18 protein-coding genes and 1 tRNA gene are annotated in these 22689 nt (G+C 69.4%); 11 read left to right on the forward strand and 8 right to left on the reverse strand.

Annotated elements, in window-relative coordinates:
* The first annotated feature begins 120 nt into the window (after window positions 1-120).
* Window positions 121-4665, forward strand: coding sequence for a glutamate synthase large subunit (gene gltB, locus ACQP2X_RS10160; protein WP_498695971.1), 4545 nt, complete (start codon window positions 121-123; stop codon window positions 4663-4665).
* Window positions 4658-6130 carry a glutamate synthase subunit beta gene (locus tag ACQP2X_RS10165; protein ID WP_498695972.1) on the forward strand — a complete coding sequence of 491 codons (1473 nt, stop codon included), beginning with the start codon at window positions 4658-4660 and terminating at the stop codon, window positions 6128-6130. The genes gltB and ACQP2X_RS10165 overlap by 8 nt, the downstream gene beginning before the upstream one ends.
* Before the next feature lie 32 nt (window positions 6131-6162).
* On the opposite strand, the gene ACQP2X_RS10170 is transcribed toward ACQP2X_RS10165, so the two are convergent.
* From ACQP2X_RS10170 to ACQP2X_RS10180, 3 genes are read right to left on the reverse strand one after another with little or no spacing between them, the layout of a single operon-like run.
* A complete protein-coding gene (locus ACQP2X_RS10170; protein ID WP_498695973.1) occupies window positions 6163-6591 on the reverse strand; it encodes an NUDIX domain-containing protein in 429 nt (142 codons plus the stop codon).
* The gene (locus tag ACQP2X_RS10175; protein WP_498695974.1) at window positions 6588-7055 is read right to left on the reverse strand and encodes a hypothetical protein; all 468 of its coding nucleotides are present in this window, start codon (window positions 7053-7055) and stop codon (window positions 6588-6590) included. Before ACQP2X_RS10175 ends, ACQP2X_RS10170 begins: the two co-directional genes overlap by 4 nt.
* Entirely contained in the window at window positions 7052-9952 is a 2901-nt protein-coding gene (locus ACQP2X_RS10180) for an HD domain-containing protein (protein WP_498695975.1), read from the reverse strand. Before ACQP2X_RS10180 ends, ACQP2X_RS10175 begins: the two co-directional genes overlap by 4 nt.
* 232 nt (window positions 9953-10184) lie before the next feature.
* Between ACQP2X_RS10180 and pyk the strand changes: the two genes are divergently transcribed.
* Both pyk and ACQP2X_RS10190 read left to right on the forward strand, forming a co-directional pair.
* Window positions 10185-11621 carry a pyruvate kinase gene (gene pyk, locus ACQP2X_RS10185; protein ID WP_498695976.1) on the forward strand — a complete coding sequence of 479 codons (1437 nt, stop codon included), beginning with the start codon at window positions 10185-10187 and terminating at the stop codon, window positions 11619-11621.
* Window positions 11618-12502: an acyl-CoA thioesterase gene (locus ACQP2X_RS10190; RefSeq protein ID WP_498695977.1), complete on the forward strand. Its 885-nt coding sequence runs from the start codon at window positions 11618-11620 to the stop codon at window positions 12500-12502. Before pyk ends, ACQP2X_RS10190 begins: the two co-directional genes overlap by 4 nt.
* A 142-nt stretch (window positions 12503-12644) precedes the next feature.
* Here ACQP2X_RS10190 and ACQP2X_RS10195 read toward each other — a convergent pair whose 3' ends face one another.
* Window positions 12645-13454 carry a hypothetical protein gene (locus ACQP2X_RS10195; protein WP_498695978.1) on the reverse strand — a complete coding sequence of 270 codons (810 nt, stop codon included), beginning with the start codon at window positions 13452-13454 and terminating at the stop codon, window positions 12645-12647.
* 186 nt (window positions 13455-13640) lie between these two features.
* Here ACQP2X_RS10195 and ACQP2X_RS10200 point away from each other — a divergent pair, with 186 nt between their 5' ends.
* Window positions 13641-14189 (forward strand): RNA polymerase sigma factor, encoded by a 549-nt coding sequence (locus tag ACQP2X_RS10200; protein ID WP_498695979.1) that lies wholly within the window; start codon window positions 13641-13643, stop codon window positions 14187-14189.
* 13 nt (window positions 14190-14202) lie between these two features.
* On the opposite strand, the gene ACQP2X_RS10205 is transcribed toward ACQP2X_RS10200, so the two are convergent.
* The 4 genes from ACQP2X_RS10205 to ACQP2X_RS10220 all read right to left on the reverse strand — a co-directional run bounded on the left by ACQP2X_RS10205 (window position 14203) and on the right by ACQP2X_RS10220 (window position 16797).
* A complete protein-coding gene (locus ACQP2X_RS10205) occupies window positions 14203-14523 on the reverse strand; it encodes a hypothetical protein (RefSeq protein WP_498695980.1) in 321 nt (106 codons plus the stop codon).
* Window positions 14524-15167: 644 nt separating this feature from the next.
* Window positions 15168-15731, reverse strand: a complete 564-nt coding sequence (locus tag ACQP2X_RS10210; protein ID WP_498695981.1) for a transcriptional regulator — start codon at window positions 15729-15731, stop codon at window positions 15168-15170.
* Window positions 15732-15941: 210 nt separating this feature from the next.
* Complete coding sequence (locus tag ACQP2X_RS10215) at window positions 15942-16688, reverse strand: helix-turn-helix domain-containing protein (protein ID WP_498695982.1); 747 nt, start codon at window positions 16686-16688, stop codon at window positions 15942-15944.
* A 35-nt stretch (window positions 16689-16723) separates the two neighbouring features.
* A tRNA-Leu gene (locus ACQP2X_RS10220) sits at window positions 16724-16797 on the reverse strand.
* Window positions 16798-16925: 128 nt separating this feature from the next.
* Here ACQP2X_RS10220 and ACQP2X_RS10225 point away from each other — a divergent pair.
* The 6 genes from ACQP2X_RS10225 to ACQP2X_RS10250 all read left to right on the forward strand — a co-directional run bounded on the left by ACQP2X_RS10225 (window position 16926) and on the right by ACQP2X_RS10250 (window position 22689).
* On the forward strand, window positions 16926-17549 hold the full coding sequence (locus tag ACQP2X_RS10225; RefSeq protein ID WP_360259303.1) for an ANTAR domain-containing response regulator: 624 nt from the start codon (window positions 16926-16928) through the stop codon (window positions 17547-17549).
* Between the two features lie 211 nt (window positions 17550-17760).
* Window positions 17761-18921 carry a branched-chain amino acid ABC transporter substrate-binding protein gene (locus ACQP2X_RS10230; RefSeq protein WP_498695983.1) on the forward strand — a complete coding sequence of 387 codons (1161 nt, stop codon included), beginning with the start codon at window positions 17761-17763 and terminating at the stop codon, window positions 18919-18921.
* Between the two features lie 107 nt (window positions 18922-19028).
* On the forward strand, window positions 19029-19979 hold the full coding sequence (locus tag ACQP2X_RS10235) for a branched-chain amino acid ABC transporter permease (protein WP_498695984.1): 951 nt from the start codon (window positions 19029-19031) through the stop codon (window positions 19977-19979).
* Complete coding sequence (locus ACQP2X_RS10240) at window positions 19979-21106, forward strand: branched-chain amino acid ABC transporter permease (protein WP_498700897.1); 1128 nt, start codon at window positions 19979-19981, stop codon at window positions 21104-21106. Before ACQP2X_RS10235 ends, ACQP2X_RS10240 begins: the two co-directional genes overlap by 1 nt.
* The gene (locus ACQP2X_RS10245) at window positions 21099-21989 is read left to right on the forward strand and encodes an ABC transporter ATP-binding protein (RefSeq protein ID WP_498695985.1); all 891 of its coding nucleotides are present in this window, start codon (window positions 21099-21101) and stop codon (window positions 21987-21989) included. Before ACQP2X_RS10240 ends, ACQP2X_RS10245 begins: the two co-directional genes overlap by 8 nt.
* Entirely contained in the window at window positions 21979-22689 is a 711-nt protein-coding gene (locus ACQP2X_RS10250) for an ABC transporter ATP-binding protein (RefSeq protein ID WP_498695986.1), read from the forward strand. The genes ACQP2X_RS10245 and ACQP2X_RS10250 overlap by 11 nt, the downstream gene beginning before the upstream one ends.

Here is a 22689-nt window from a genome sequence, read left to right on the forward strand (position 1 = left end):
CCAAGTGTGATCCATCTGAACTGGCGGAGATCCGCCCCCCTTCGCGTAGACTCTAGAGACTTTGCAGGGCCGACGTCGTCCCGACCTTGATACGTAACACCAGTGACGACAGGAGGCCCGGTGGCTTTTCCGCACCCCCAGGGGCTGTACGACCCCTCCACCGAACGCGACGCGTGCGGTGTGGCCTTCGTTGCCGATCTCCACGGCCGGCGCTCCCACGACGTGGTCGCCAAGGGCCTTTCCGCGCTGATCCGCCTCGACCACCGGGGGGCGCGGGGCGCCGAGTACAACACCGGCGACGGCGCCGGCATCATGATCCAGGTCCCGGACGAGTACTACCGCGCGATCGCCGGCTTCGAGCTGCCGCCCGCCGGTGAGTACGTGACCGGTCTGGTCTTCCTGCCGAACGACGCCGCCGAGCGGGCCCGCGCCATCAAGATCGTGGAGAAGTACGCCCTGGTCGAGGGGGGCGAGATCCTCGGCTGGCGTGACGTGCCGGTGCGCCCGGACGGTCTCGGCCAGACCGCCGAGGACGCCCGCCCGGCCATCCGGCAGGTCTTCCTGGCCGCCCACCGGCTCTCCGGCCCCGACGCCGGCGCCCGGCTCAGTGGCATCGACCTCGACCGGGTCGCGTTCACCATCCGCAAGCAGGCCGAGCGGGAGACCTCGCAGCGCGGCGTCGGCGCCTACTTCCCGTCGCTGTCCGCGCGGACCATCACCTACAAGGGCATGCTCACCCCCGACCAGCTGCCGGAGTTCTTCCCGGACCTGCTCGACGACCGGGTGTCCAGCGCGATCGCCCTGGTGCACAGCCGCTTCGCCACCAACACGTTCCCGGCGTGGCCGCTGGCCCACCCGTACCGCTTCATCGCCCACAACGGCGAGATCAACACGATCCGCGGCAACAAGAACTGGATGGCCGCCCGCGAGGCGCTGCTGCAGTCGAAGACCCTGCCCGGCAGCATCAAGCGGCTGTTCCCGATCAACACGCCCGAGGCGTCCGACTCGGCCAGCTTCGACGAGGTGCTGGAGCTGCTGCACCTGTCCGGCCGCAGCCTGCCCCACGCGATGCTCATGATGATCCCCGAGGCGTGGGAGAACGACCCGGGGATGGAGCCGAAGCGGCGCGCGTTCTACCGCTTCCACGCCAGCCTCATGGAGCCGTGGGACGGCCCGGCCAGCGTCGCCTTCACCGACGGCACGATCATCGGCGCCGTGCTCGACCGCAACGGCCTGCGCCCCGGCCGCTGGTGGCACACCTCCGACGGCCTGGTCGTGCTCGGCTCCGAGGCCGGCGTGCTCGACCTCGACCCGTCGACGGTCGTGGCCAAGGGCCGCCTCCAGCCGGGCAAGATGTTCCTGGTCGACACCGAGGCCGGCCGCATCGTGCACGACGACGAGATCAAGGCCGAGCTGGCCGCCGCCGAGCCGTACGAGGAGTGGCTGCACGCCGGCCTCATCCAGCTCGACGACCTGCCGCCGCGCGAGCACGTCATCTACACCCACGACTCGGTGACCCGCCGCCAGCAGGTGTTCGGCTACTCCGAGGAGGAGCTGAAGATCCTCATCGGGCCGATGGCCCGCACCGGCGCCGAGCCGCTGGGCTCGATGGGCACCGACACGCCGATCTCGCCGCTGTCGACCCGCCCGCGCCTGCTGTTCGACTACTTCCACCAGCTGTTCGCCCAGGTCACCAACCCGCCGCTGGACGCCATCCGCGAGGAGCTGGTCACCAGCCTGGCCACCACGATCGGGCCCGAGGCCAACCTGCTCGACCCGGGCCCGGCGTCCTGCCGGCAGATCGTCCTGCCCTACCCGGTGATCGACAACGACGAGCTGGCCAAGCTGCTGTCCATCGACGAGGACGGCGACCTGCCCGGCTTCAAGGCGGTCCGGGTCTCGGGTCTCTATCCGCTGCGCGACGGCGCGGCCGGCATCAAGGCCCGGCTCACCCAGATCTGCCGGCACGTCTCGGAGGCGATCGAGGACGGCGTACGGATCCTGGTGCTCTCCGACCGCGACTCGAACGCGGATCTGGCGCCGATCCCGTCGCTGCTGCTCACCGCGGCCGTCCACCAGCACCTGGTCCGGGAACAGACCCGCACCCAGGTCGCCCTGGTCGTCGAGTCCGGCGACTGCCGCGAGGTGCACCACGCGGCGGTGCTGATCGGCTACGGCGCGGCCGCGGTCAACCCGTACCTGGCCTTCGAATCGGTCGACGACCTGATCGCGACCGGCCCGCTGGCCGGACTGGACCCGAAGCTGGCGGTCCGCAACTACGTCAAGGCGCTCGGCAAGGGCGTCCTGAAGATCATGTCGAAGATGGGCATCTCGACGGTGTCCTCGTACTGCGGCGCGCAGGTGTTCGAGGCCGTGGGCCTGGACAACAAGCTGCTCCAGCGCTACTTCGTCGGCACCAACGGGCGGATCGGCGGCGCCACCCTGGCCGACATCCACGCCGAGGTCAAGGCGCGCCACGAGAAGGCGTACCCCTCGAACCCGGCCGAGCGCACCCACCGGCGCCTCGAGGTCGGCGGCGAGTACCAGTGGCGCCGCGAGGGCGAGATCCACCTGTTCAACCCCGAGACCGTGTTCCTCCTGCAGCACGCGACGCGGTCCAAGCAGTACGACGTTTTCCGAAAATACACGGAAAAAGTGGACAATCTGGCCGCGGAGGCCGGATCGTTGCGCGGGCTGTTCACCTTTGCCTCAAACCGGACTCCGGTGCCTCTGGAAGAGGTCGAGCCGGTGTCGGAGATCGTGAAGCGCTTCGCGACGGGTGCGATGTCCTATGGTTCCATTTCCGCGGAATCGCACGAAACGCTGGCGATCGCCATGAACCGGCTCGGCGGCAAGTCGAACACCGGTGAGGGCGGCGAGGACGTCGAGCGCCTCTACGACCCGGCGCGCCGCTCCGCGGTCAAGCAGATCGCCTCCGGCCGCTTCGGCGTGACCAGCGAATATCTGGTCAACGCGGACGACCTGCAGATCAAGATGGCGCAGGGCGCGAAGCCCGGCGAGGGTGGCCAGCTGCCCGGCAACAAGGTGTGGCCGTGGGTCGCCAAGACCCGGCACGCCACCCCGGGCGTCGGCCTGATCTCCCCGCCGCCGCACCACGACATCTACTCGATCGAGGACCTGGCCCAGCTGGTCCACGACCTGAAGAACGTGAACCCGCGCAGCCGGGTGCACGTCAAGCTGGTCAGCGAGATCGGCGTGGGCACGGTCGCGGCCGGCGTGGCCAAGCTCAAGGCCGACGTCATCCTGATCTCCGGTCACGACGGCGGCACCGGCGCGTCGCCGCTGAACTCGCTCAAGCACGCCGGCTCCCCGTGGGAGCTGGGCCTGGCCGAGGCGCAGCAGACCCTGCTGCTCAACAAGCTCCGCGACCGGGTCACCGTGCAGGTCGACGGCCAGCTCAAGACCGGCCGCGACGTGATCGTGGCGGCCCTGCTGGGCGCCGAGGAGTTCGGTTTCGCCACCGCCCCGCTGATCGTCAGCGGCTGCATCATGATGCGCGTCTGCCACCTCGACACCTGCCCGGTCGGCATCGCCACCCAGAACCCGGTGCTGCGCGAGCGCTACACCGGCCGTCCCGAGTTCGTCGAGAACTTCTTCCTCTTCCTGGCCGAGGAGGTCCGCGGCTATCTGGCCGAGCTGGGCTTCCGCAGCATCGACGAGGCCATCGGCCACGCCGAGGTCCTCGACGTGCTGCCCGCGGTGAACCACTGGAAGGCCAAGGGCCTCGACCTGTCGCCGGTGCTGTTCGTGCCGGAGCTGCCGGAGGGCGCGTCCCGCCGCGGCGTCGTCGCGCAGGACCACGGCCTGGACAAGGCGCTCGACAACAAGCTGATCGAGCTGGCCCAGCCGGCCCTGATCGACGGCAACCAGGTGCGGGCCGAGGTGGGCGTGCGCAACGACCACCGCAGCGTCGGCGCGATGCTCGGCGGCGAGGTGACCCGCCGGTACGGCGGCGCCGGGCTGCCCGAGAACACCATCGAGTTCATCCTGCGCGGCACCGGTGGGCAGTCGTTCGGCGCCTTCCTGCCCCGCGGCGTCACGCTGCGGCTGATCGGCGACACCAACGACTACGTGGCCAAGGGCCTGTCCGGCGGCCGGGTCATCGTCCGGCCGGCCGAGGACGCCCCGTTCGTGGCCGAGGAGCACATCATCGCCGGCAACACCATCCTGTACGGGGCGACGGCGGGCGAGGTGTTCCTGCGCGGCCGGGCCGGCGAGCGGTTCGCCGTGCGCAACTCGGGCGGCCAGGCCGTCGTCGAGGGCGTCGGCGACCACGGCTGCGAATACATGACGGGCGGCACCGTGGTGGTGCTCGGCCCGACCGGGCGCAACTTCGCGGCCGGCATGAGCGGCGGCAAGGCGTTCGTGCTCGACCTGGCCCCGTCCAAGGTCAACCCGGAGCTGGTCGACCTGGCCCCGCTGACCGCCGACGAGGAGCAGACCCTGCGCGGGCTCGTCGAGAAGCATCTGGCCGAGACCGGCTCGGCGGTGGCCGACCGGCTGCTCGCCGACTGGACCACAGCGGTGTCGCGCTTCACCGCCGTGGTGCCGCGCGACTACAAGCGCGTGATGGAGCTGATCAGGACCGCCGAAGCCGCCGGTCGTAACGTCGACGAGGTGGTCATGGGGGTCAAGGGTGCCTGATCCGAACGGTTTCCTGCGCTACGAGCGGCAGCTGCCCAAGCGCCGCCCGGTGCCGGTGCGCATCCAGGACTGGCGCGAGGTCTACCCGCCGGCCGGCGAGGAGCTCATCCGCGACCAGGCCACGCGCTGCATGGATTGCGGCATCCCGTTCTGCCACGACGGCTGCCCGCTGGGCAACCGCATCCCGGACTGGAACGACCTGGTCCGCACGGGAGCGTGGGAGGCGGCGGCGGAGGCTCTGCACGCCACGAACAACTTCCCGGAGTTCACCGGCCGGCTCTGCCCCGCGCCCTGCGAGGCGGCCTGCGTGCTCGGCATCGCCGACGACCCGGTCACCATCAAGCAGGTCGAGGTGGAGATCGCCAACCACGCCTTCGATCTCGGCTACGTACGCCCGCAGCCGGCGCCCCAGGCGTCCGGCAAGAAGGTCGCGATCGTCGGCTCGGGCCCGGCCGGCCTGGCCGCGGCCCAGCAGCTGGCCCGGGCCGGGCACGCGGTGACGGTCTACGAGCGCGACGACAAGATCGGTGGCCTGCTCCGCTACGGCATTCCCGACTTCAAGATCGAGAAGGATGTGGTGGACGCCCGCCTGGCCCAGATGGAGGCCGAGGGTGTCGTCTTCGAGACCGGTGTCGAGGTGGGCGTCGACATCACCGCCGACGACCTGCGCGAGCGTTTCGACGCGGTGCTGCTGGCGGCGGGCGCCCTGGCCGGCCGCGACGCGGCCGACACGCCGGGCCGGTCGCTGAACGGCGTGCACCTGGCCATGGAGCACCTCGTCCCGGCCAACCGGGTCGTGGCCGGGCTTCAGGACACCACGCCGATCGACGCCGCGGGCAAGCACGTGGTCATCATCGGCGGCGGCGACACCGGCGCCGACTGCCTGGGCGTGGCCCACCGGCAGGGCGCGGCCAACGTGATCCAGCTCGACCAATATCCGCTGCCGCCCGAGGCCCGCGCCGGCGAGCTGCACCCGTGGCCGACGTGGCCGGTCATCCTGCGCAACTACCCGGCCCACGAGGAGGGCGGCGAGCGCGTCTTCGGCGTCGCGGTCCAGGAGTTCGTCGGCAACGACGAGGGCGAGCTGACCGCGGTCCGCATCGCCGAGGTCGTGGTCGAGCGGATCAACGGGGTCCGCACGGTCACCGTGACGCCCGGCTCCGAGCGTGACCTCAAGGCCGACCTGGTCCTGCTGGCCATCGGCTTCGAGGGCACCGAGGAGCAGCCGTTGCTCTCGCAGTTCGGCATCACCCGCAACCGCCGGGGCGTGCTCGACGCCGACGGTTCCTGGCAGACGGAGGCCCCGGGCGTCTTCGTGGCGGGCGACATGCACCGCGGCGCCTCGCTGATCGTGTGGGCGATCGCCGAGGGCCGCTCGGCCGCGGCGGCGATCCACAGCTACCTGGGCGCGTCCGGCGAGCTGCCCTCGCCGGTCCGCGCCGACGCTCAGCCGCTGAGCGTCTGAGTTTCTCTTTTCCGGATCGGCCCGCCTGCGCGTCAGGCGGGCCGATTCGCTGTGTACGCGGCCAGGGTGTCCCGGCTCGCCTTGGTGAGCCCGTCCGGCAGCGTGGCGAGCCGGAACCAGCCGATCTCCGTGCACTTCTCCGGCTCTTTGATCGCGGGAACGCCGCCTTTGTGAAGCGCGACGAAGCTCGGCGACACCCAGTGCTGCCCCTCCTCGGGAAGCAGATGGTCGGAGACGCCGAGCAGCCCGACCACCTCGACGGCCATGCCGTACTCCTCCTGGAACTCCCGCACGACGGCGTCGGCCAGCCGCTCCCCGAAGTCGACCATCCCGCCGGGAAACTCCCACAGCCCGGCCTCGTTGCGCGCCCGCGGTCCTCTTCTCGCCAGGAACACCCGGCCCTCGTCGTCGAACACCATGGCGCCCACGCCGACCCCGATGAAATCGTGACCGGGCCTCATGACATCGCCGGCAGCAGAACAAGGGCAGCGCCCAGCCACATGAAACCCACAGACCCGACAATGAACAGCACGATGTACGTCTCGTACCAGCGCCAGAAGTTCTTCGGATCCGGCTTCTTGCGATAGCCGGGCCGCACGGCCTCCTCGGTCAGCTCACACTCCTCCTTGCGGTAGTCGAGCCAGGTCAGCACCCCGACCACGATCAGCAGAATCGTGAAGGCCGCGATGACGGTGACGAGAAGCAGGATCGCCACGATCCCGATCTGCGCGATCTCCCGCTCGATCTTCCACTCGTCGTAGCGGACGAAAAGCGCGAGCGCCGCCCCCACGAGAACCGTCGCGAGGGTCTGATAAATGGCCAGGAACCGATAGACGTTCTCGTTGACGGTGTGTAACTGCTGAAGGAGATATTTGTAGCGCTCGACCTCGAAGGCCTGCGCCCGATCCACACCTGGCTGCGTCACAGCGACCACCACCAACCATTCTTGTCCTGCCGCAGACGGGCCTCGGGCGGCGGCGCCGGCACCCGCCCGCTGCGCGCCGCCCGGTCGACGGCGGAATTGAACTCGGCCACGTCCTCCAGATGTGTGGCCAACCGGAACACACGCTGGAAAAGAGCGGGAAAGTGCTCGGCCAGGGCGTCGGCGTTCGTCATCATCCAGATGGTCAGCGGGTGCCGCGCGTTCATCATGCGGTTGGCCCGCGCCACCCGTCCGGATCCCGAGAAGGGCACCGCGAACATCGGGGCGAAAGCGTCGGCTCCGGGCAGGTGCTGCGGAGGCGACGTGGAGGTGACGGTCAACATGGCGATGTCCTTGTCGGGCTGGCATTCGACGTCGACTCCGAAATGCAGAACGGCCGAGGCGATGACGTCGTCGAAGGGGAATCGCCGCGCGCCGGACACCCTTCGCGGGTCCGGCGGGCGGAGGATGAAGCCGGGGTCCTTCCCCTCCCGGAAATCGGCCAGGAGGTCGTCGGCGCTGCGGTTGCGCAATTCGGGGAGCCTTTCCGACTTCCAGGATCCGTCGCGCAGGAGCCGGTCGGCCCGCAGCGCGCCCGCCGTGTAGGGCTCACCGGGCGCCGGCCCGGACAGCTCGGCACAGCCGGTGCGGACGGCGACCTTCGCCAGACCGGGATGGCCGGCGGTCGCCTTGCGCAGCGCCCGGCGGGTGGCCAGCTGAACGGCGGAGTGGACGGTGAACGGGATCGCGCGGACCGTCGACCGTGACACGGTCAGGTCCGGCCTCAGCTCGCCCGAGAGATCGAGATATCCGTACAGCATGATCGATATCTCGCCGCCCTCCAGCAGGTCCTCGTGGTCGGAGAGGGCGGGAAGCGTGATGCCGTTGTACCCCCAGGTCGAGCTCCGCTCGGCGGCGGCCGCCGCGCTCGCGCCGCCGGGCAGCCCCGACAGGGCGAGGACGGTCTTCTGCCGCTGGTGGCCCTTCGTGTAGTGCCTCAACTCCACATGGCTCGCCGACCTGTCCCTGTCCTCGAAGCGGTGCGGGCGCCCGATCGAGGAGAAGCGGTCGGTCCCCTGCGAGTCCGCTTCCAGCAGCGCGTAGAGAAGCAACTGGCCGTTGAGCTCGTCGCATCCTCCGTCCCGGGTGAGGTCCAGCGGGATGGCCGCCAGCCGCAGCCCTTCGTCGAGGTCGGCGATCTCGGGCTGGGCGAGCATCGGCTCCGTGATCAGCCGCTCGGTCGGCCCGTTGGCCGGGCGGCCGTTGACCGTCACCGGGACGGGCGGCGCGAACAGATACGCCGGCAGCCGGGCCAGCAGTCCGTCGAGCCGCAGGCCGGTCTGGTCCGGGTCGATGCGCACCGCGATGCTCGTGCCCGGGTTACGGGGAAAGGCCGGCTCCGGCTCACCCGGCCCGGGCATCGGGCGGCCCGTCATGCCCTGCTCCTGCACCACGAAATAGTCGTCACGCCGGTTGATCGACAGGCGCACCGCCTTGCCGCCGCGGACCGGGCGGGAGGCGACCTCGACCCGGTCACCGGCCATGAAGCAGGACAGCACGCCGATGCCGAACCGGCTGATCACACCGAACGGGCTGTCGGCCCGCCCGCTGCGTGTCATCGCCGCCTGGAACTCCGTCGACCGGTAGAACGACCGGCCGACGCGCAGGAAGTAGCCGCGCAGCGCGGCCTCGTCCATGCCGATGCCGTCGTCGTCGACACGCAGCCAGAGATAGCCGCTGTCGTCCTCCCAGCACGAGACCTTCACGCCGTCCGACTCGTGGCCGAACAGGTGGTCCCGGGCCCGGATCGCGTCCAGCGCGTTCTGCAGGAGCTCGCGGACGAAGGTACACGGGTCGTCGTAGAGCTGGTCACCGGTGAACAGCTCGAGGACCGCCGTCCGGTCGAGCTCGAAGCGGAACTCGCCGTACTTGTAGCCGTCGCTGCGGATCGCGGTCGTGTCGATCTCGGCCGGCAGGGGGACGCCGCGCCAGCGCTCGTCGCAGAAGTCGGCCACGCCGCGGCACTGGAGCAGCTCGTCCTCGATGACCTTCAGGAAGGCTCGCAGGCGATGCTCGTCGCCCGGATCGGTGGACTCGGCGCTGAACTGCAGCGTGTAGTTCGGCCGGGGTGCCGGTGGGAACTCGAAGCCGCGGGCGGCCAGGTGTTTGTGCCACTCCTGGTCGCTGGTGGTGCGGGTGGCCAGGGCGAGGTGCTCGTAGATCACCCGCGGGGCGCGGGTGTCGTCGAGGTCGAGGATGTCGGCCAGGCGCAGCATGATCGCGCAGAAGCGCAGGTCGGCCTGGTAGAGGAAGTCGGTGCGGAAGCGAGGCTCGTGCAGGTGCGCCGCCGGCTCGTTGTGGCTGCGGCACACCAGTTCCAGCTGGTCGATGATCGACTTGCCGTCCCATTGGAGCAGCCTGCTGTCGCAGCGGTCGAGGTGGACACGGACCCGGTCGGCGTGCCGGGAGCGGCAGTACTGCTCGATCACGGCCGGGGGCGGCTTGCCGCCGTTGCGCTGGGTCGAGACGTACGCCTCGTCGTGACTGTCGAGGAAAACCCGGAACTCGTCCTCGCCGGGGATCGCGGCGATCTCGGCCGGGCTGTAGGCCATGCCGGCGTCGTGGAAATACGCGGCCAGGATCAACAGCGCCGCCTCCAGGCCGCTCATCCTCTCGATGCGGGGCGCGGCCAGCCGGCCCATCAGGCGGATCACGTTCTCGGAGTGCTGCTCGTCGTGCATCGTGTAGGCCGGAAAGGTCTCCCGGACGAGCTTGAGCAAGCTACGGGCGTACGACACCAGGTCCTTGACGTTGGCTTTGTCGCGGTCCGAGGCCCTCGCTCGGAGCACCTCGCCCAGCTGACCCCACTCGCCCACGTGGCTCCCTTCGGGTAGGAACACGGCAATACGGACTGTAGTGGTCGCATCGCCGGAGGACGATGGCCGAACGGGCTACGGCGTACACGCGAAGGGGCCGGGGGCGGCCCGATAAGCTGAAGGCCGCGGTCGCCGAAGCCCGCAGGTGGCGCAGCGCGCCTGAGAGACCCTTGGGGACCCTCGCCGCCCGACACACGTAGTTCATCCCGGCGACGGGGGTCGGCCGCCAGGCCGATGAGGAAGAGAGACTAGCCTGATGGCCGTGACACGCCGCGTAAAAATCGTCTGCACCATGGGGCCCGCGACCGCTTCCCCCGAGCGCATGCTCGGCCTCGTCGAAGCCGGCATGGACGTGGCCCGCATGAACTTCAGCCACGGCGCCCACGAGGATCACCAGAAGGTGTACGACCTCGTGCGCAGCACCGCCGAGCACACCGGCCGGGCCGTGGCGGTCCTCGCCGACCTGCAGGGCCCGAAGATCCGCCTCGGCAAGTTCGCCGACGGCCCGCACGTCTGGAACACCGGTGACCTCGTCACCATCACCAGCGACGACATCCTCGGCACGGCCGACCGGGTCTCCTGCACCTACAAGAAGCTCCCGCAGGAGGTGAAGAGCGGCGACCGTCTGCTGATCGACGACGGCAAGGTCGCCATCCAGGTCACCGCCGTCGAGGGCAACGACATCCGCTGCCTGGTCGTCGAGGGCGGCCCGGTCAGCAACAACAAGGGCGTCTCGCTGCCCAACGTCGCGGTCAGCGTCCCGGCGCTCAGCGACAAGGACGCCGAGGACCTGCGCTTCGCCCTCGGGCTCGGCTGCGACATGGTCGCGCTCTCGTTCGTGCGCTCGCCCGACGACATCAAGCTCGTCCACGAGATCATGGCCGAGGAAGGCCGGACCGTCCCGGTCATCGCCAAGGTCGAGAAGCCCGAGGCGGTCGAGCACCTCGAAGCCATCGTGCTCGCCTTCGACGGCGTCATGGTCGCCCGCGGCGACCTCGGCGTCGAGCTCCCGCTCGACCAGGTGCCCCTGGTGCAGAAGCGCGCCGTGCAGCTCTGCCGCGAGAACGCGAAGCCGGTCATCGTCGCCACCCAGATGCTCGACTCGATGATCGAGAACTCGCGCCCGACCCGCGCCGAGGCCTCCGACGTCGCCAACGCCGTGCTCGACGGCACCGACGCGGTCATGCTCTCCGGCGAGACCTCGGTCGGCAAATACCCGGTGCTCACCGTCAGCACCATGGCCAAGATCGTCAGCACGACCGAGGGCGGCTCCATCCCGGTGCCCCGCCTCCAGCACGACCCGCGCACCCACGGCGGCGCGCTCACCGTGGCCGCCTCCCAGATCGCGCGGAACATCGGCGCCAAGGCCCTGGTCGCGTTCTCCCAGACCGGCGACACGGTGCGGCGCCTCTCGCGCCTGCACTGCGAGCTTCCGCTGTACGCCTTCACGCCGGTCCCCGAGGTCCGCAACCAGCTCGCCGTGGCCTGGGGCGTCGAGACGTTCCTGACCGACTTCGTCCAGCACACCGACGACATGTTCCGTCAGGTCGACGCCAAGATGCTCGGCCTCGGCCTGGCCAAGCCCGGCGACTACGTGGTCGTCGTGGCCGGCTCCCCGCCGAACGCGCCCGGCTCCACCAACACCCTGCGGGTCCACCGGCTGGGCGACCTCGTCGACCCCGCCTCGCTGTGACCCCACCGCTCAGCGGACAGGCCGCCGTCGACCAGCTGCTCGAAATCCTCGACCTCGAGCAGCTGGACGACGCGACCTTCCAGGGCTCCAGCCCGCAGACCGGAGCCCAGCGGGTCTTCGGCGGGCAGGTCGCGGGCCAGGCCCTGATCGCGGCCGGCCGGACGGTCGATCCGGCCCGGACGGTCCACTCGCTGCACGGCTACTTCGTGCGGCCGGGCGACCCCACCGAACCGATCCGGTTCACGGTCGAGACGATCCGCGACGGCCGGTCCTTCTCGGTGCGCCGCTCCACGGCCCAGCAGCACGGCAAGACGATCTTCTTCATGTCGGCCTCCTTCCAGGTCCGCGAGGAAGGCCTCGACCACCACACGCCGCCACCCGAGGGCGTGCCCGGTCCGGACGAGGTGCAGACGATGGCCGACTGGGTCCGCAGATATCCGTCCCGCCGGGGCGCGTTCGCGGCGGCGCCGCAATCGGTCGACGTGCGCTATGTGAACACGCCCGGCTGGGTGCCGCCGGGCGACCGGGTGGCCACCGAACAGCAGCGCGTCTGGATGCGCATCGACGGCAAACTGCCCGACGATCCGCTGATCCACGCGTGCGCGCTCACCTACGCGTCGGACATGTCACTGCTCGACTCGGTGCTGTCGGTGCACGGCGAGGTGTGGGGACCGGGCGGCGTCATCGGGGCCAGCCTCGACCACGCGCTGTGGTTCCACCGCCCGTTCCGGGCCGACGAGTGGTTCCTGTACGACTGCACGAGCCCATCGGCCAGCGGCAGCCGGGGCCTGGCCAGCGGCCGCATGTTCACCCGCGACGGCCGGCACATCGCCAGCGCCGTCCAGGAGGGCCTGCTCCGCCGTATCGGCGAACGCGCGTAGCGGGGTCGCCTTTTCGCTGCGGGCCGCCTGTCGTGGCGTACCTCCGAAGCGTTTTATGCGGACGCCCCGCCCGGCTGAGATCCCGGCCCGGCGACTGGCCGACTGACGGATCCCGGCCCGGCGGGGCGGGGGAGACTGGTCCCTAGCGGCGCCGCTCGCCCTCCGCCATGCTCTCCGCGGTGTCCGGAACAGCCGGAATGTCCTTGTCGGGCGGCAGCCGGTGCGCGGCCGCGGCCGTACCCGTCACCCCCGCCTCGGCGATCTTCGCGTCCAGATCGCGCGTCGTGTTCACGACCTCCTCGTGGAAGGTCCGCGCGTCGGCGTCCACCGCCCGGTGCCGCGCCCGCGGCTTCTCCGGCGCCTCCTCGAAATCGGTCAGCCCCGCCGAATAACCGGTCACACCCTCCTCGCGCTCCGGAGACAACTGAAGGACCTCCGGGCGTACGGCGGAAACCTCCCGCAAGCGCAACGACGTCACCAGATCGGCGATCGCGCGCAGCAACGCCAGCCCACCCAGCGTCACGATCACCGGATCGGCCGCCCGGGACAGCGGGCTCGACGCGAAGAAACCCAGCCCGGCCTGCGCCACACCCAGAGACAACATCAGCCCCCAGGTACGGTCCGCGCCCCGGTTCATCGTCGCCACCGCCACGTCGACCGCGCCCCGCACCATCAGGAACCACCCGACCAGCGACGCCGGCGTCGTGTAGGTCGCGTCCCGATCCAGCAGAACGATCACCCCGGTGGCCGTGAACAGCGCCGCCATCGACGCGTTCAACCACCACGTCCGCGTACCCGCCAGAGCCCGCACGGCCTCGCACAACGCCCCGAAGAAGATGACCGGCCCGGCCACGCTCACCACGTCGGCCGGCTCCAGGCGCATCACGCTCCAGCCGATCGCCAGCCACGCCACCCCGGCGAACATCAGAAAACCCCACATGCTGTTCCGCATGACCGTCAGGGGCGAGGAACCGGACCACAACATGAGGCCTCCAGCCGAACGTGTCCGAACCATGACAACATCCGCCGCCACACCCCACCTGCGGTTCAGCCGGATTCACAGGCCGCCCCCAGAAGCCGGTTTCTCCGCGCGGCCGTCCTGGGTATCAACGGCACGCCCCCACCCCCGGGAGACCCCGTGCCCGACGACCCCCTGGCCGCCGCCCTGCGCGCCGCCCGCGACGGTGACCGTCGCGGCTTCGCCACCCTGTGGCGCGGCCTGCACCCCGGCGTGCTGCGCTACCTGCGGGTCGTCGCCGGCGAGCACGCCGAGGACGCCGCCAGCGAAACCTGGCTCCAGGTCATCCGCGACCTCCACCGCTTCGACGGCGACCTGCCCGCCTTTCGCGGCTGGCTCTTCCGGATCGCCCGCAACCGCGGCCTCGACACGGTGCGCCGCCGCCCCGCCCCACCCCTGCCCGCCGCCGCCTCGGCCTCCGACGCGGCCACCCTCACCCTCGAGAACGACGGGACCGCCTGGGCCGTCTCCCTCATCGCCGAACTACCCGCCGACCAGGCCGAAGCCGTGATGCTCCGGGTCGTCATCGGCCTCGACGTGGCCACCACCGCCGACATCCTGGGCAAAAGGCCAGGAGCCGTCCGCGTCGCGGCCATGCGCGGACTCCGGCGCCTCGCCGCCCACCCGCAGGTCCGCGACCGCTCCCACCCCAGCCGGCAGGGGGTGTAACAAAATGCGGCAGCTACGCGCTCTCCTTCATGCGATGCGCAAGCGGAGAAGCTCCGACACCGACCTCGCCGCCGGAGACCCCGGACTGCGCCGCCTGATCGAGGCGGCCCGTGCCCCGGCCACCGCCTCGGAACTCAGCGGCGAGAAGCACCTGGTCGACGCCTTCACCGCGGAACGCAAACGTGCTGCCCGCGCCGCACGCCGCCGTCGACCGGCGAGGATCCGGGCCGTGCTCGTGCCCGCCACGGCCGGTCTGGCTCTCCTGCTCCTCACCGGTACGGCGGTGGCCGCCCGCACCGGCAACCTCCCCCAGGAAGCCCAGCAGCACGCGCACCGCCTGTTCTCGGCGCTGGGCGTACCTGCGCCGAGAACAGGCACCCCGTCCCCACGGGTCACCCCGTCCGAGTCCGGGCCGGCGTCCAGCCGGCCCGGACCGGGCCCGTCACCCGACCTCGCCGCGTTCACCCGCTGCGAGGCCTGGCGCGGCGCCACCCCACTGACCACACACGATCGCCGCACCCTGATCGCCGCGGCCGGCGGCGAACAAGCGGTCGACCGCTACTGCGAAAAAGTAAGACAGTCAGCGTCCAAGCCTCCGGCATCGACACCGGCCAATCCGGCCCAGCCGTCGGAACCCGGGCGAGTCACTCCGCCGCCCGGCCCACCGACGACACCGACCCAGTCACAGCCGCCGACACCCACCGAGCCGCGGCCGCCGGCAACCACCCCGGCGCGGCCGTCAGCAACCACCCCGGCGCGGCCGCCGACAGTCACTCCGGCACGGCCGCCGACAGTCACTCCGGCACGGCCGCCGGCACCCGGCCCGCCGAGCGGCGTAACACCGGCACCCGGCGAGCGACGGCCCAAGGCAACGACCGCGCCGCAACCCTCAGTGGCCGGCCCACCAAGCAAAGTCACGCCCAGTCACCGCCCGTCGTGACGCTTCGCGCTTGGCTCCCGAAGGGCGATCACGGATTGTTACGATTTTGGCCCTACGTACCGATCCAGCCGGGCCACCGCCTCGCGGCGCGCGACCGACAACATATTGGGGCGGCACATCCGCCAGCCGACGCCGAGACGGTCGAGCGACTGCTGGCACAACCGCATGATGTCGCCGGACTCGTTCGAGAAGTTATAGCGCGGATATGTGTACGCCTTCTCGCCGTGCCTCACCCGGTTGACGACACGGCAGCCATCCGAGTGGAACAGCCCGCGCAGGAACGAGCCATCGTTCGCCCCGACCAGCGTTTCCTGCCAGGGCGCGAGGACGATCGGCCGCTCGTGCTTGTGCCCCGGACCATGCTGCGGAAGAAAACAGGGCCAGTGGTTGGAGGAGCTCTCGACCACGACACAGCCGCCCCGGCGAACATGGCACACCCTGCGGGCGAGCACACGCAGCATCGCCTCGCCGCATTCGCTCACCAGCCCCGGCCAGCTCGCCGTGCAGTAGACGCGGAGCACCGGCACCTTGGCCGAGGTGACCAGATGACCGTCCCCTAGATAGAGACCGAGCAGATAGGCGTAAGAGGCCCCGTCCGCCACCGCGTGCGGTGGATCGGCGCAGCGCGCACAACGAGGCCTGTTCGCCTCCCGTTCCGCGCGCGCCCGAGGGCGGTCCCCGTAGAACCAATGACCCACCGTCCGCCGGGGCAACCCGAGCTCACGGCAGATGTCGCCGAAGGGGACGCCTTCGGCCCGCAGGGTGAGCGCCCGCTCACGAAGGTGAGGTGGATGCATAGCCGCACACTCCCGTCACCACTTCGGCCCCACGAACTCGTCCAGCCGGGCCACCGCCTCGCGGCGCGCGACCGACAGGGTGTTGTGCCGGGCCATTCGCCAGTTGATCTCGAGCTGGTCGAGGCTCTGCTGGCAGAGCCGCATGATGTCGCTGGACTCGTTGACGAACTGGTAGCGCGAATAGGCATATTTCTTGCCTTTACGTACGACGGTGTTGATGAAGCGGCTGCCGTCGGAATGGAAGAGACCCCGCAGAAACCTTTGCGGCCGGCTGTCCACCACTTCACGCTGCCAATCGGCCAACGAGATCTCGCGGAGATGTTTCGCGCCGGGGCCGTGTTGGGGGAAGAGGCAGGGCCAATGGGTCCAATGCGCCCGGACGATCACGCATCCCACCCGCTCCTGATATCCCACGGTCTTGGCGCCGCACGACTCCATGGCGTGGGACACCTCGTGGATGAGGCCCGGGTAGCGCAGATCGCAGGTGACCGTCAGGAGAGGGACCCGCTGGGTCATCAGCAGGTGACCGTCGCCGAGATATTGTCCGAGCAGGTATGCATAGGCCGGCGGATCATCGATCTTGCGAATGGGCTGGTCGCAGCGCGGGCACCGCTTATCGATCTTTATTGTCTGGCGGCTGCGGCGGTAAAGCCAGCAGGCGACGGTATTCCTCGACAGTTCGAGCCGCCGACATATCTCGGCGAAAGGTACGCCGTCGGCGTGCAGCCGAATGGCTTCCTCGCGGAGATGGGGAGGGTGCATCCTCGAATCATCGAGGAGGGGTGTGACAGTTTTTGTGCCCCCGGTGGGATTCGAACCCACACTGTATGGTGTTTGAGACCATCTTCTCTGCCGGTTGGAATACAGGGGCCGGCTGGCCCATCCGCCGGAGATCCTCCCGCCAAGATGAGTCCCGGACAGCCTACCCACTACGCTTAGGGCGGCGACACCCGCATACCGGGGTGTCGTGTCTTCAGGATCGTTGGGGGTAGGAGTTCTGTGGCCGACTCGCAGGCTGGTGCCGAGCGCAAGCGGGTGTTGATCGCCGAGGACGAGGCCCTCATCCGGCTCGATCTCGCCGAGATGCTCGTGGAGGAAGGCTACGACGTCGTCGGCGAAGCCGGGGACGGGGAGACCGCCGTGCGCCTGGCCGAGGAGCTTCGGCCTGATCTCGTCATCCTGGACATCAAGATGCCGATCATGGATGGGCTGGCCGCGGCCGAGCGGATCGCCGGTGGGCGTATCGCCCCTGTCGTCATTCTGACGGCGTTCAGCCAGCGTGATCTTGTGGAGCGGGCCCGGGCCGCCGGCGCCATGGCGTACCTGGTGAAGCCTTTCCAGAAGTCCGATCTTGTGCCGGCGATCGAGATCGCCCTGTCGCGGTACTCGGAGATCGCCGCTCTGGAGTCCGAGGTGGCGGGTCTGACCGATCGTCTGGAGACGCGCAAGTCGGTCGAGCGGGCCAAGGGCGAGCTCATGACCAAGTACCAGATGACCGAGCCGCAGGCGTTCAAGTGGATTCAGCGCACCGCGATGGACCACCGGATGACGATGCGTGAGGTGGCGGACCGGATCCTGGCGGAGGGTCAGGAGGCTGGTGGCGCCGAGGCCACACAAAGTTGATCTTGCGGGTAGTGCGGTTGTAACACCTCCTCCGACTGAGGCGTCACGAGACGTAACGGTTCGATGAAAGCCCGATCGAAGTCTTTTGGCAGCCCGGGAACCTGGGATAGCGTCCCGGCCCATAACGGGGCACGGCGTGGTTGCGTCGGTACGCAAGTGCCAATCGGCCGCCAGTGGCTCGGTGGGTTCGGTATGGAGGAGGGTTCCAACCTTGAGGCAGTCTCTCGCACGAGCCATCGGCGGCGTGGCTATGGTCGGCCTTCTTTTGGGCGCGGCGGCATGTGCCAGCGATGACGATGGAGGCGACTCGACGGACGCGGCTGCTGCCTGTGGCAGCAAGATCGCGTTCTTCGGCGCGCTGACCGGCGGTAACGCGCAGCTCGGTATCAACATCCGCGACGGCGCGAAGCTCGCCGTCGACCAATACAACAAGGCCAACGCCGACTGCAAGGTCGAGCTGGTCGAGAAGGACTCGGCCGGTGACCCGGCGCAGGCGTCCGGTCTCGCGACGTCGGTCGTCCAGGACGCCAAGATCCTCGGCGTGGTGGGCCCGGCGTTCTCGGGTGAGTCCAAGGTGGCCAACCCGATCATGAGCAAGGAAGGCGTCGTGATCATCACGCCGTCGGCGACCAACCCGGCGCTGGCGGACCAGGGTGACAAGACCTTCCACCGCGCTCTGGGCAACGACGCTTCGCAGGGTCCTGGCCTGGCGCTGTACATGAAGGACGTCATGAAGGTCCAGAAGACCTTCGTGGTGGACGACGCGTCGGAGTACGGCAAGGGCCTCGCCGACCAGGTGAAGAAGACGCTGGGCTCGGTCGTCACGGGCAACGCCGTGGTCAAGGAGCAGCAGACCGACTTCGGCGCGCTGGTCACCCAGATCAACAGCTCGGGTGCCGACTCGGTCTTCTGGGGCGGTTACTACCGTGAGGCCGCGCCGTTCCTGAAGCAGTACCGCGACGCGGGCGGCAAGGCCAAGTTCGTCGCCGGTGACGGTGTGAAGGACCAGGCGTTCGTCGACGGCGCTGGTGCGGCCAACGCCGAGGGCGCGATCCTGACCTGCCCGTGTGTTCCGCCGGAGAAGGCGGGCGGCACGTTCGCGGCCGACTACAAGGCCGCTGTCGGCCGTGACGCCGGCACGTACAGCGCGGAGGCCTTCGACGCCGCGAACATCCTGCTGGCGGGCATCAAGGCGGGCAACTCGACCCGGGAGAAGCTGGAGACCTTCGTCGACGGCTACACCGGCCAGGGCGTGACCACCAGCTTCAAGTTCCAGGAGAACGGCGAGATCGACCCGTCCGCGGTGGCGATCTGGGCGTACAAGGTTGAGGGCGGCAAGATCGTGGCCGACCAGGAGGCGCCGAAGAGCTGACCCTTGGCGGGTCTTCTCTGACGGTTTGTTTGAGCTGCGAAACGTGCGGTCGGGAGCTCTGGCTCTCGGCCGCACGTCCTGTATGACTTTCCCTCGCTGGAGTCGCGTTGAACTTTGAATTCCTGGGCGACAACTTCATGTCGCTCACCGTGACGGGACTGACGCAGGGCGCCATCTATGCCCTGGTCGCTCTCGGTTACACGTTGGTCTACGGCGTCCTGCGCCTGATCAACTTCGCTCATTCCGAAGTCTTCATGATCGGCACGTTCGTTACCACGATCGTCTGGGCCGGCCTGGGATTCGGTGTGGGGGCGTCGGCTCCGGGCACCTTCGGGGTGCTGGGCTTGATCGCGCTGGCGGTCGTGGCGGCCGGCGCGGCGTCGGGCGGTACGGCCCTGATCGTGGAGCGGGTGGCGTACCGGCCGCTGCGCAAACGTAACGCGCCGAGCCTGATCTTCCTGATCAGCGCGATCGGCGCCTCGGTGGCACTGTTCGAGCTGGTGGGCGCGATCACGGACCGGCAGCCGCGGGGCATGCCGAGTCTGGTGCAGCCGAAGGTGCAGTTCACGCTCTTCGGCGCGGACGTCACCAACCTCCAGATCGGCATCATCCTGAGCGCGCTCGCGATGCTCGCGGGCCTGGACATCTTCATCAACCGCACCCGGCTCGGCCGTGGTGTGCGCGCGGTGGCGCAGAACCCCGATGTGGCCGCCCTGATGGGTGTCAACAAGGACCGCGTCATCATGCTGATCTTCATCCTGGGCGGCATGATGGCCGGCGCGGCGTCGGTGCTCTACGACGTCAAGGTGGGCATCACGACGTACTCGGTGGGCTTCCTGATCGGTATCAAGGCGTTCACCGCGGCGGTGCTGGGCGGTATCGGCAACCTGCGCGGCGCCCTGCTGGGCGGCCTGCTGCTGGGCGTGGTGGAGAACTACGGCGCCGGTGTGTTCGGCAACGAGTGGATGGACGTCGTCGCCTTCGTGATGCTCGTGGTCGTGTTGCTGTTCCGCCCGACGGGCCTGTTGGGTGAGTCTCTGGGGAGGGCCCGGGCATGATGGCTGTTCTCGATTCCGCGCGGAAGGCCGACGAGAGCCGGGTCCGCGCGGTCACCGGTCTGCGGGACCGGTGGTCGAATCTTCCGTACGGCTGGCGCATCTCGGTCCTCTTCGCCTTCATCATCTTCCTGTACGCCCTGCCGGGTCTCGAGATCCCGCTGATCAGCACGCCGGACACGGACTTCACCTCGGTGCTGTTCCTCTGCGCGGTGTATGTGCTGGTCGCGGTCGGCCTGAACGTCGTGATCGGACTCGCCGGCCTGCTCGACCTGGGCTACATCGGCTTCTACGCGGTCGGCGCCTACACGGTGGCCATCCTCGGCTCGCCGAACTCGCCGGTCGTGATCCAGTTCCCGTGGGTGGTGTGCGTTCCGATCGCGATCGCGGTGACCATGGTGTCCGGCGTGATCCTGGGCTGGCCGACGCTGCGCCTGCGGGGCGACTACCTCGCCATCGTGACGCTCGGCTTCGGTGAGATCATCCGGGTGTTCGCGCTGAACTCCGACATCACCAACGGCAACCGGGGCATCACCGGTGTGCCGGTGCCGTCGGAGGGCACGTGGCCGCAGTGGATGGACTGGTTCCCGGGCATCACCGCGGGCCGGCCGATCTTCAGCGTCTCCAACGTGATCGGCTTCTACTGGCTGGCGCTGACCCTGGTCTTCATCTGCATGCTGGGCGTGCGGCGCCTGGAGCGCAGCCGGGTCGGCCGGTCGTGGCTGGCGATCCGTGAGGACGAGGACGCGGCCGAGGTGATGGGCGTGCCGACGTTCAAGTACAAGCTGTGGGCGTTCGCGATCGGCGCCGCGCTGGGCGGTCTGTCGGGTGCGCTGTTCTTCAGCAAGCAGACGTTCATCAACGCGCAGGGCTTCGACCTGTTCACGTCGATCCTGTGGGTGGCCGCGGTGGTCATCGGCGGCGCCGGCAACCAGTTGGGTGTGGCGCTGGGCGCGATCCTGCTGGCTTATCTGCCGGAGCGGTTCCGCGAGTTCGCCGACTACCGGCTGCTGATCTTCGGTGTCGCCCTGATCGTGATGACGATCTTCCGGCCGCAGGGTCTGCTGCCGAGCCGCCGTCGCAAGGTCGAGCTGGAGGACCGGGCTAAGGAAGGTGCCGTCGGTGAGTGAGCGCAACAATCTGCTCGAGGTCGACAACGTCACGATCCGCTTCGGCGGTGTGACGGCCCTGGACGGGGTGGACTTCTCCGTCAAGGAGGGTGAGATCCTCGGCCTGATCGGCCCGAACGGCGCCGGCAAGACGACCTGCTTCAACGCGGTCACCGGCGTGGTCAAGCCGACCAGCGGCCAGATCCGGTTCCGCGGCAAGGCCCTGGTGGGCCAGCAGCGGCACAAGATCACCCGGCTCGGCATCGCCCGGACGTTCCAGAACATCCGGTTGTTCCCGGAGATGACGGCGCTGGAGAACGTGCAGGTGGGCGCGGACGCCCGGCACAAGACCAGTGTGGTCGGCGCGCTGTTCCGCACCTGGCGGGTGCGGGTCAAGGAGCACGAGCTCGTCGAGGTCGACGCCAAGAGTGGCTTCGGCCGGCTGGTGCAGCAGACCCGGCGTACGGGACAGAAGCTCTTCGGTCTGTCCCGGCACACGCTCGAGGAGCGGGCGGCCAAGGACAAGGCGACCGAACTGCTCAAGCTCGTCGGCATCGAGCACCGGGCCGGCGAGCTGGCCCGCAGCCTGGCCTACGGCGAGCAGCGCCGGCTGGAGATCGCCCGGGCCCTGGCCACCGAGCCGGGCCTGCTCTGCCTGGACGAGCCGGCCGCCGGCTTCAACCCGGCCGAGAAGGAGTCGCTGCTCGAGCTGATCCGCAAGATCCGCGACACCGGGGTCACGGTGCTGCTCATCGAGCACGACATGCGCCTGGTCATGGGCGTCACCGACCGGATCGTCGTGCTGGAGTTCGGCAAGAAGATCGCCGAGGGGACACCGGCCGAGGTGCGGGAGAACCCGGCGGTCATCGCCGCCTACCTGGGAGTGCCGACCGATGCTGCTTGAGATGGACAACGTGACGGTGTCGTACGGGCGCATCCAGGCCCTGCACGGCATCAGCCTGACCGTCGGCGAAGGTGAGATCGTCGCGCTGATCGGCGCGAACGGCGCCGGCAAGTCGACCACGATGCGCGCCATCTCGGGGCTGCGGCCCGTCGGCCAGGGTAAGATCCACTTCGACGGGCAGGACATCACCAAGATGCGGGCCGACCTGCGGGTCATCCGCGGGGTGTCGCAGTCGCCGGAGGGCCGGGGCATCTTCCCCGGCATGACCGTGCGGGAAAACCTGGAGATGGGCGCCTACACGCGCAAGGTCCGGTCGGAGGTCGACGAGGATCTCCAGCGGGCGTTCGACCTCTTCCCGCGCCTGAAGGAGCGGGAGAAGCAGGCCGGTGGCACGCTGTCCGGCGGTGAGCAGCAGATGCTCGCCGTGGGCCGCGCGCTGATGAGCCGGCCGAAACTGCTGCTGCTCGACGAGCCCTCGATGGGCCTGGCGCCGATGCTGATCCAGCAGATCTTCGACATCATCGTGGAGATCAACCAGCAGGGCACGACGGTGCTGCTGGTGGAGCAGAACGCGCAGCAGGCCCTGTCGCGCGCGCACCGCGCGTACGTCTTGGAGACCGGCCGGATCGTCAAGGAGGGCACCGGAAACGACCTCCTGACCGACCCCGCGGTCAAGGACGCCTACCTCGGCGTCGCGTAA

The sequence above is a fragment of the Actinoplanes sp. CA-131856 genome, assembly GCF_050956135.1.
Classification (GTDB): Bacteria; Actinomycetota; Actinomycetes; order Mycobacteriales; family Micromonosporaceae; genus Actinoplanes.

What these genes read in the sequence shown, in the direction of transcription:
- ACQP2X_RS10240 (WP_498700897.1), top strand. Translation starts at nt 19,979, where the DNA reads ATGGCTGTTCTCGATTCCGCGCGGAAGGCCGACGAGAGCCGGGTCCGC.
- ACQP2X_RS10250 (WP_498695986.1), top strand. Translation starts at nt 21,979, where the DNA reads ATGCTGCTTGAGATGGACAACGTGACGGTGTCGTACGGGCGCATCCAG.
- ACQP2X_RS10195 (WP_498695978.1), bottom strand. Translation starts at nt 13,454, where the DNA reads ATGCGGAACAGCATGTGGGGTTTTCTGATGTTCGCCGGGGTGGCGTGG.
- pyk (WP_498695976.1), top strand. Translation starts at nt 10,185, where the DNA reads ATGGCCGTGACACGCCGCGTAAAAATCGTCTGCACCATGGGGCCCGCG.
- ACQP2X_RS10215 (WP_498695982.1), bottom strand. Translation starts at nt 16,688, where the DNA reads ATGCACCCTCCCCATCTCCGCGAGGAAGCCATTCGGCTGCACGCCGAC.
- ACQP2X_RS10170 (WP_498695973.1), bottom strand. Translation starts at nt 6,591, where the DNA reads ATGAGGCCCGGTCACGATTTCATCGGGGTCGGCGTGGGCGCCATGGTG.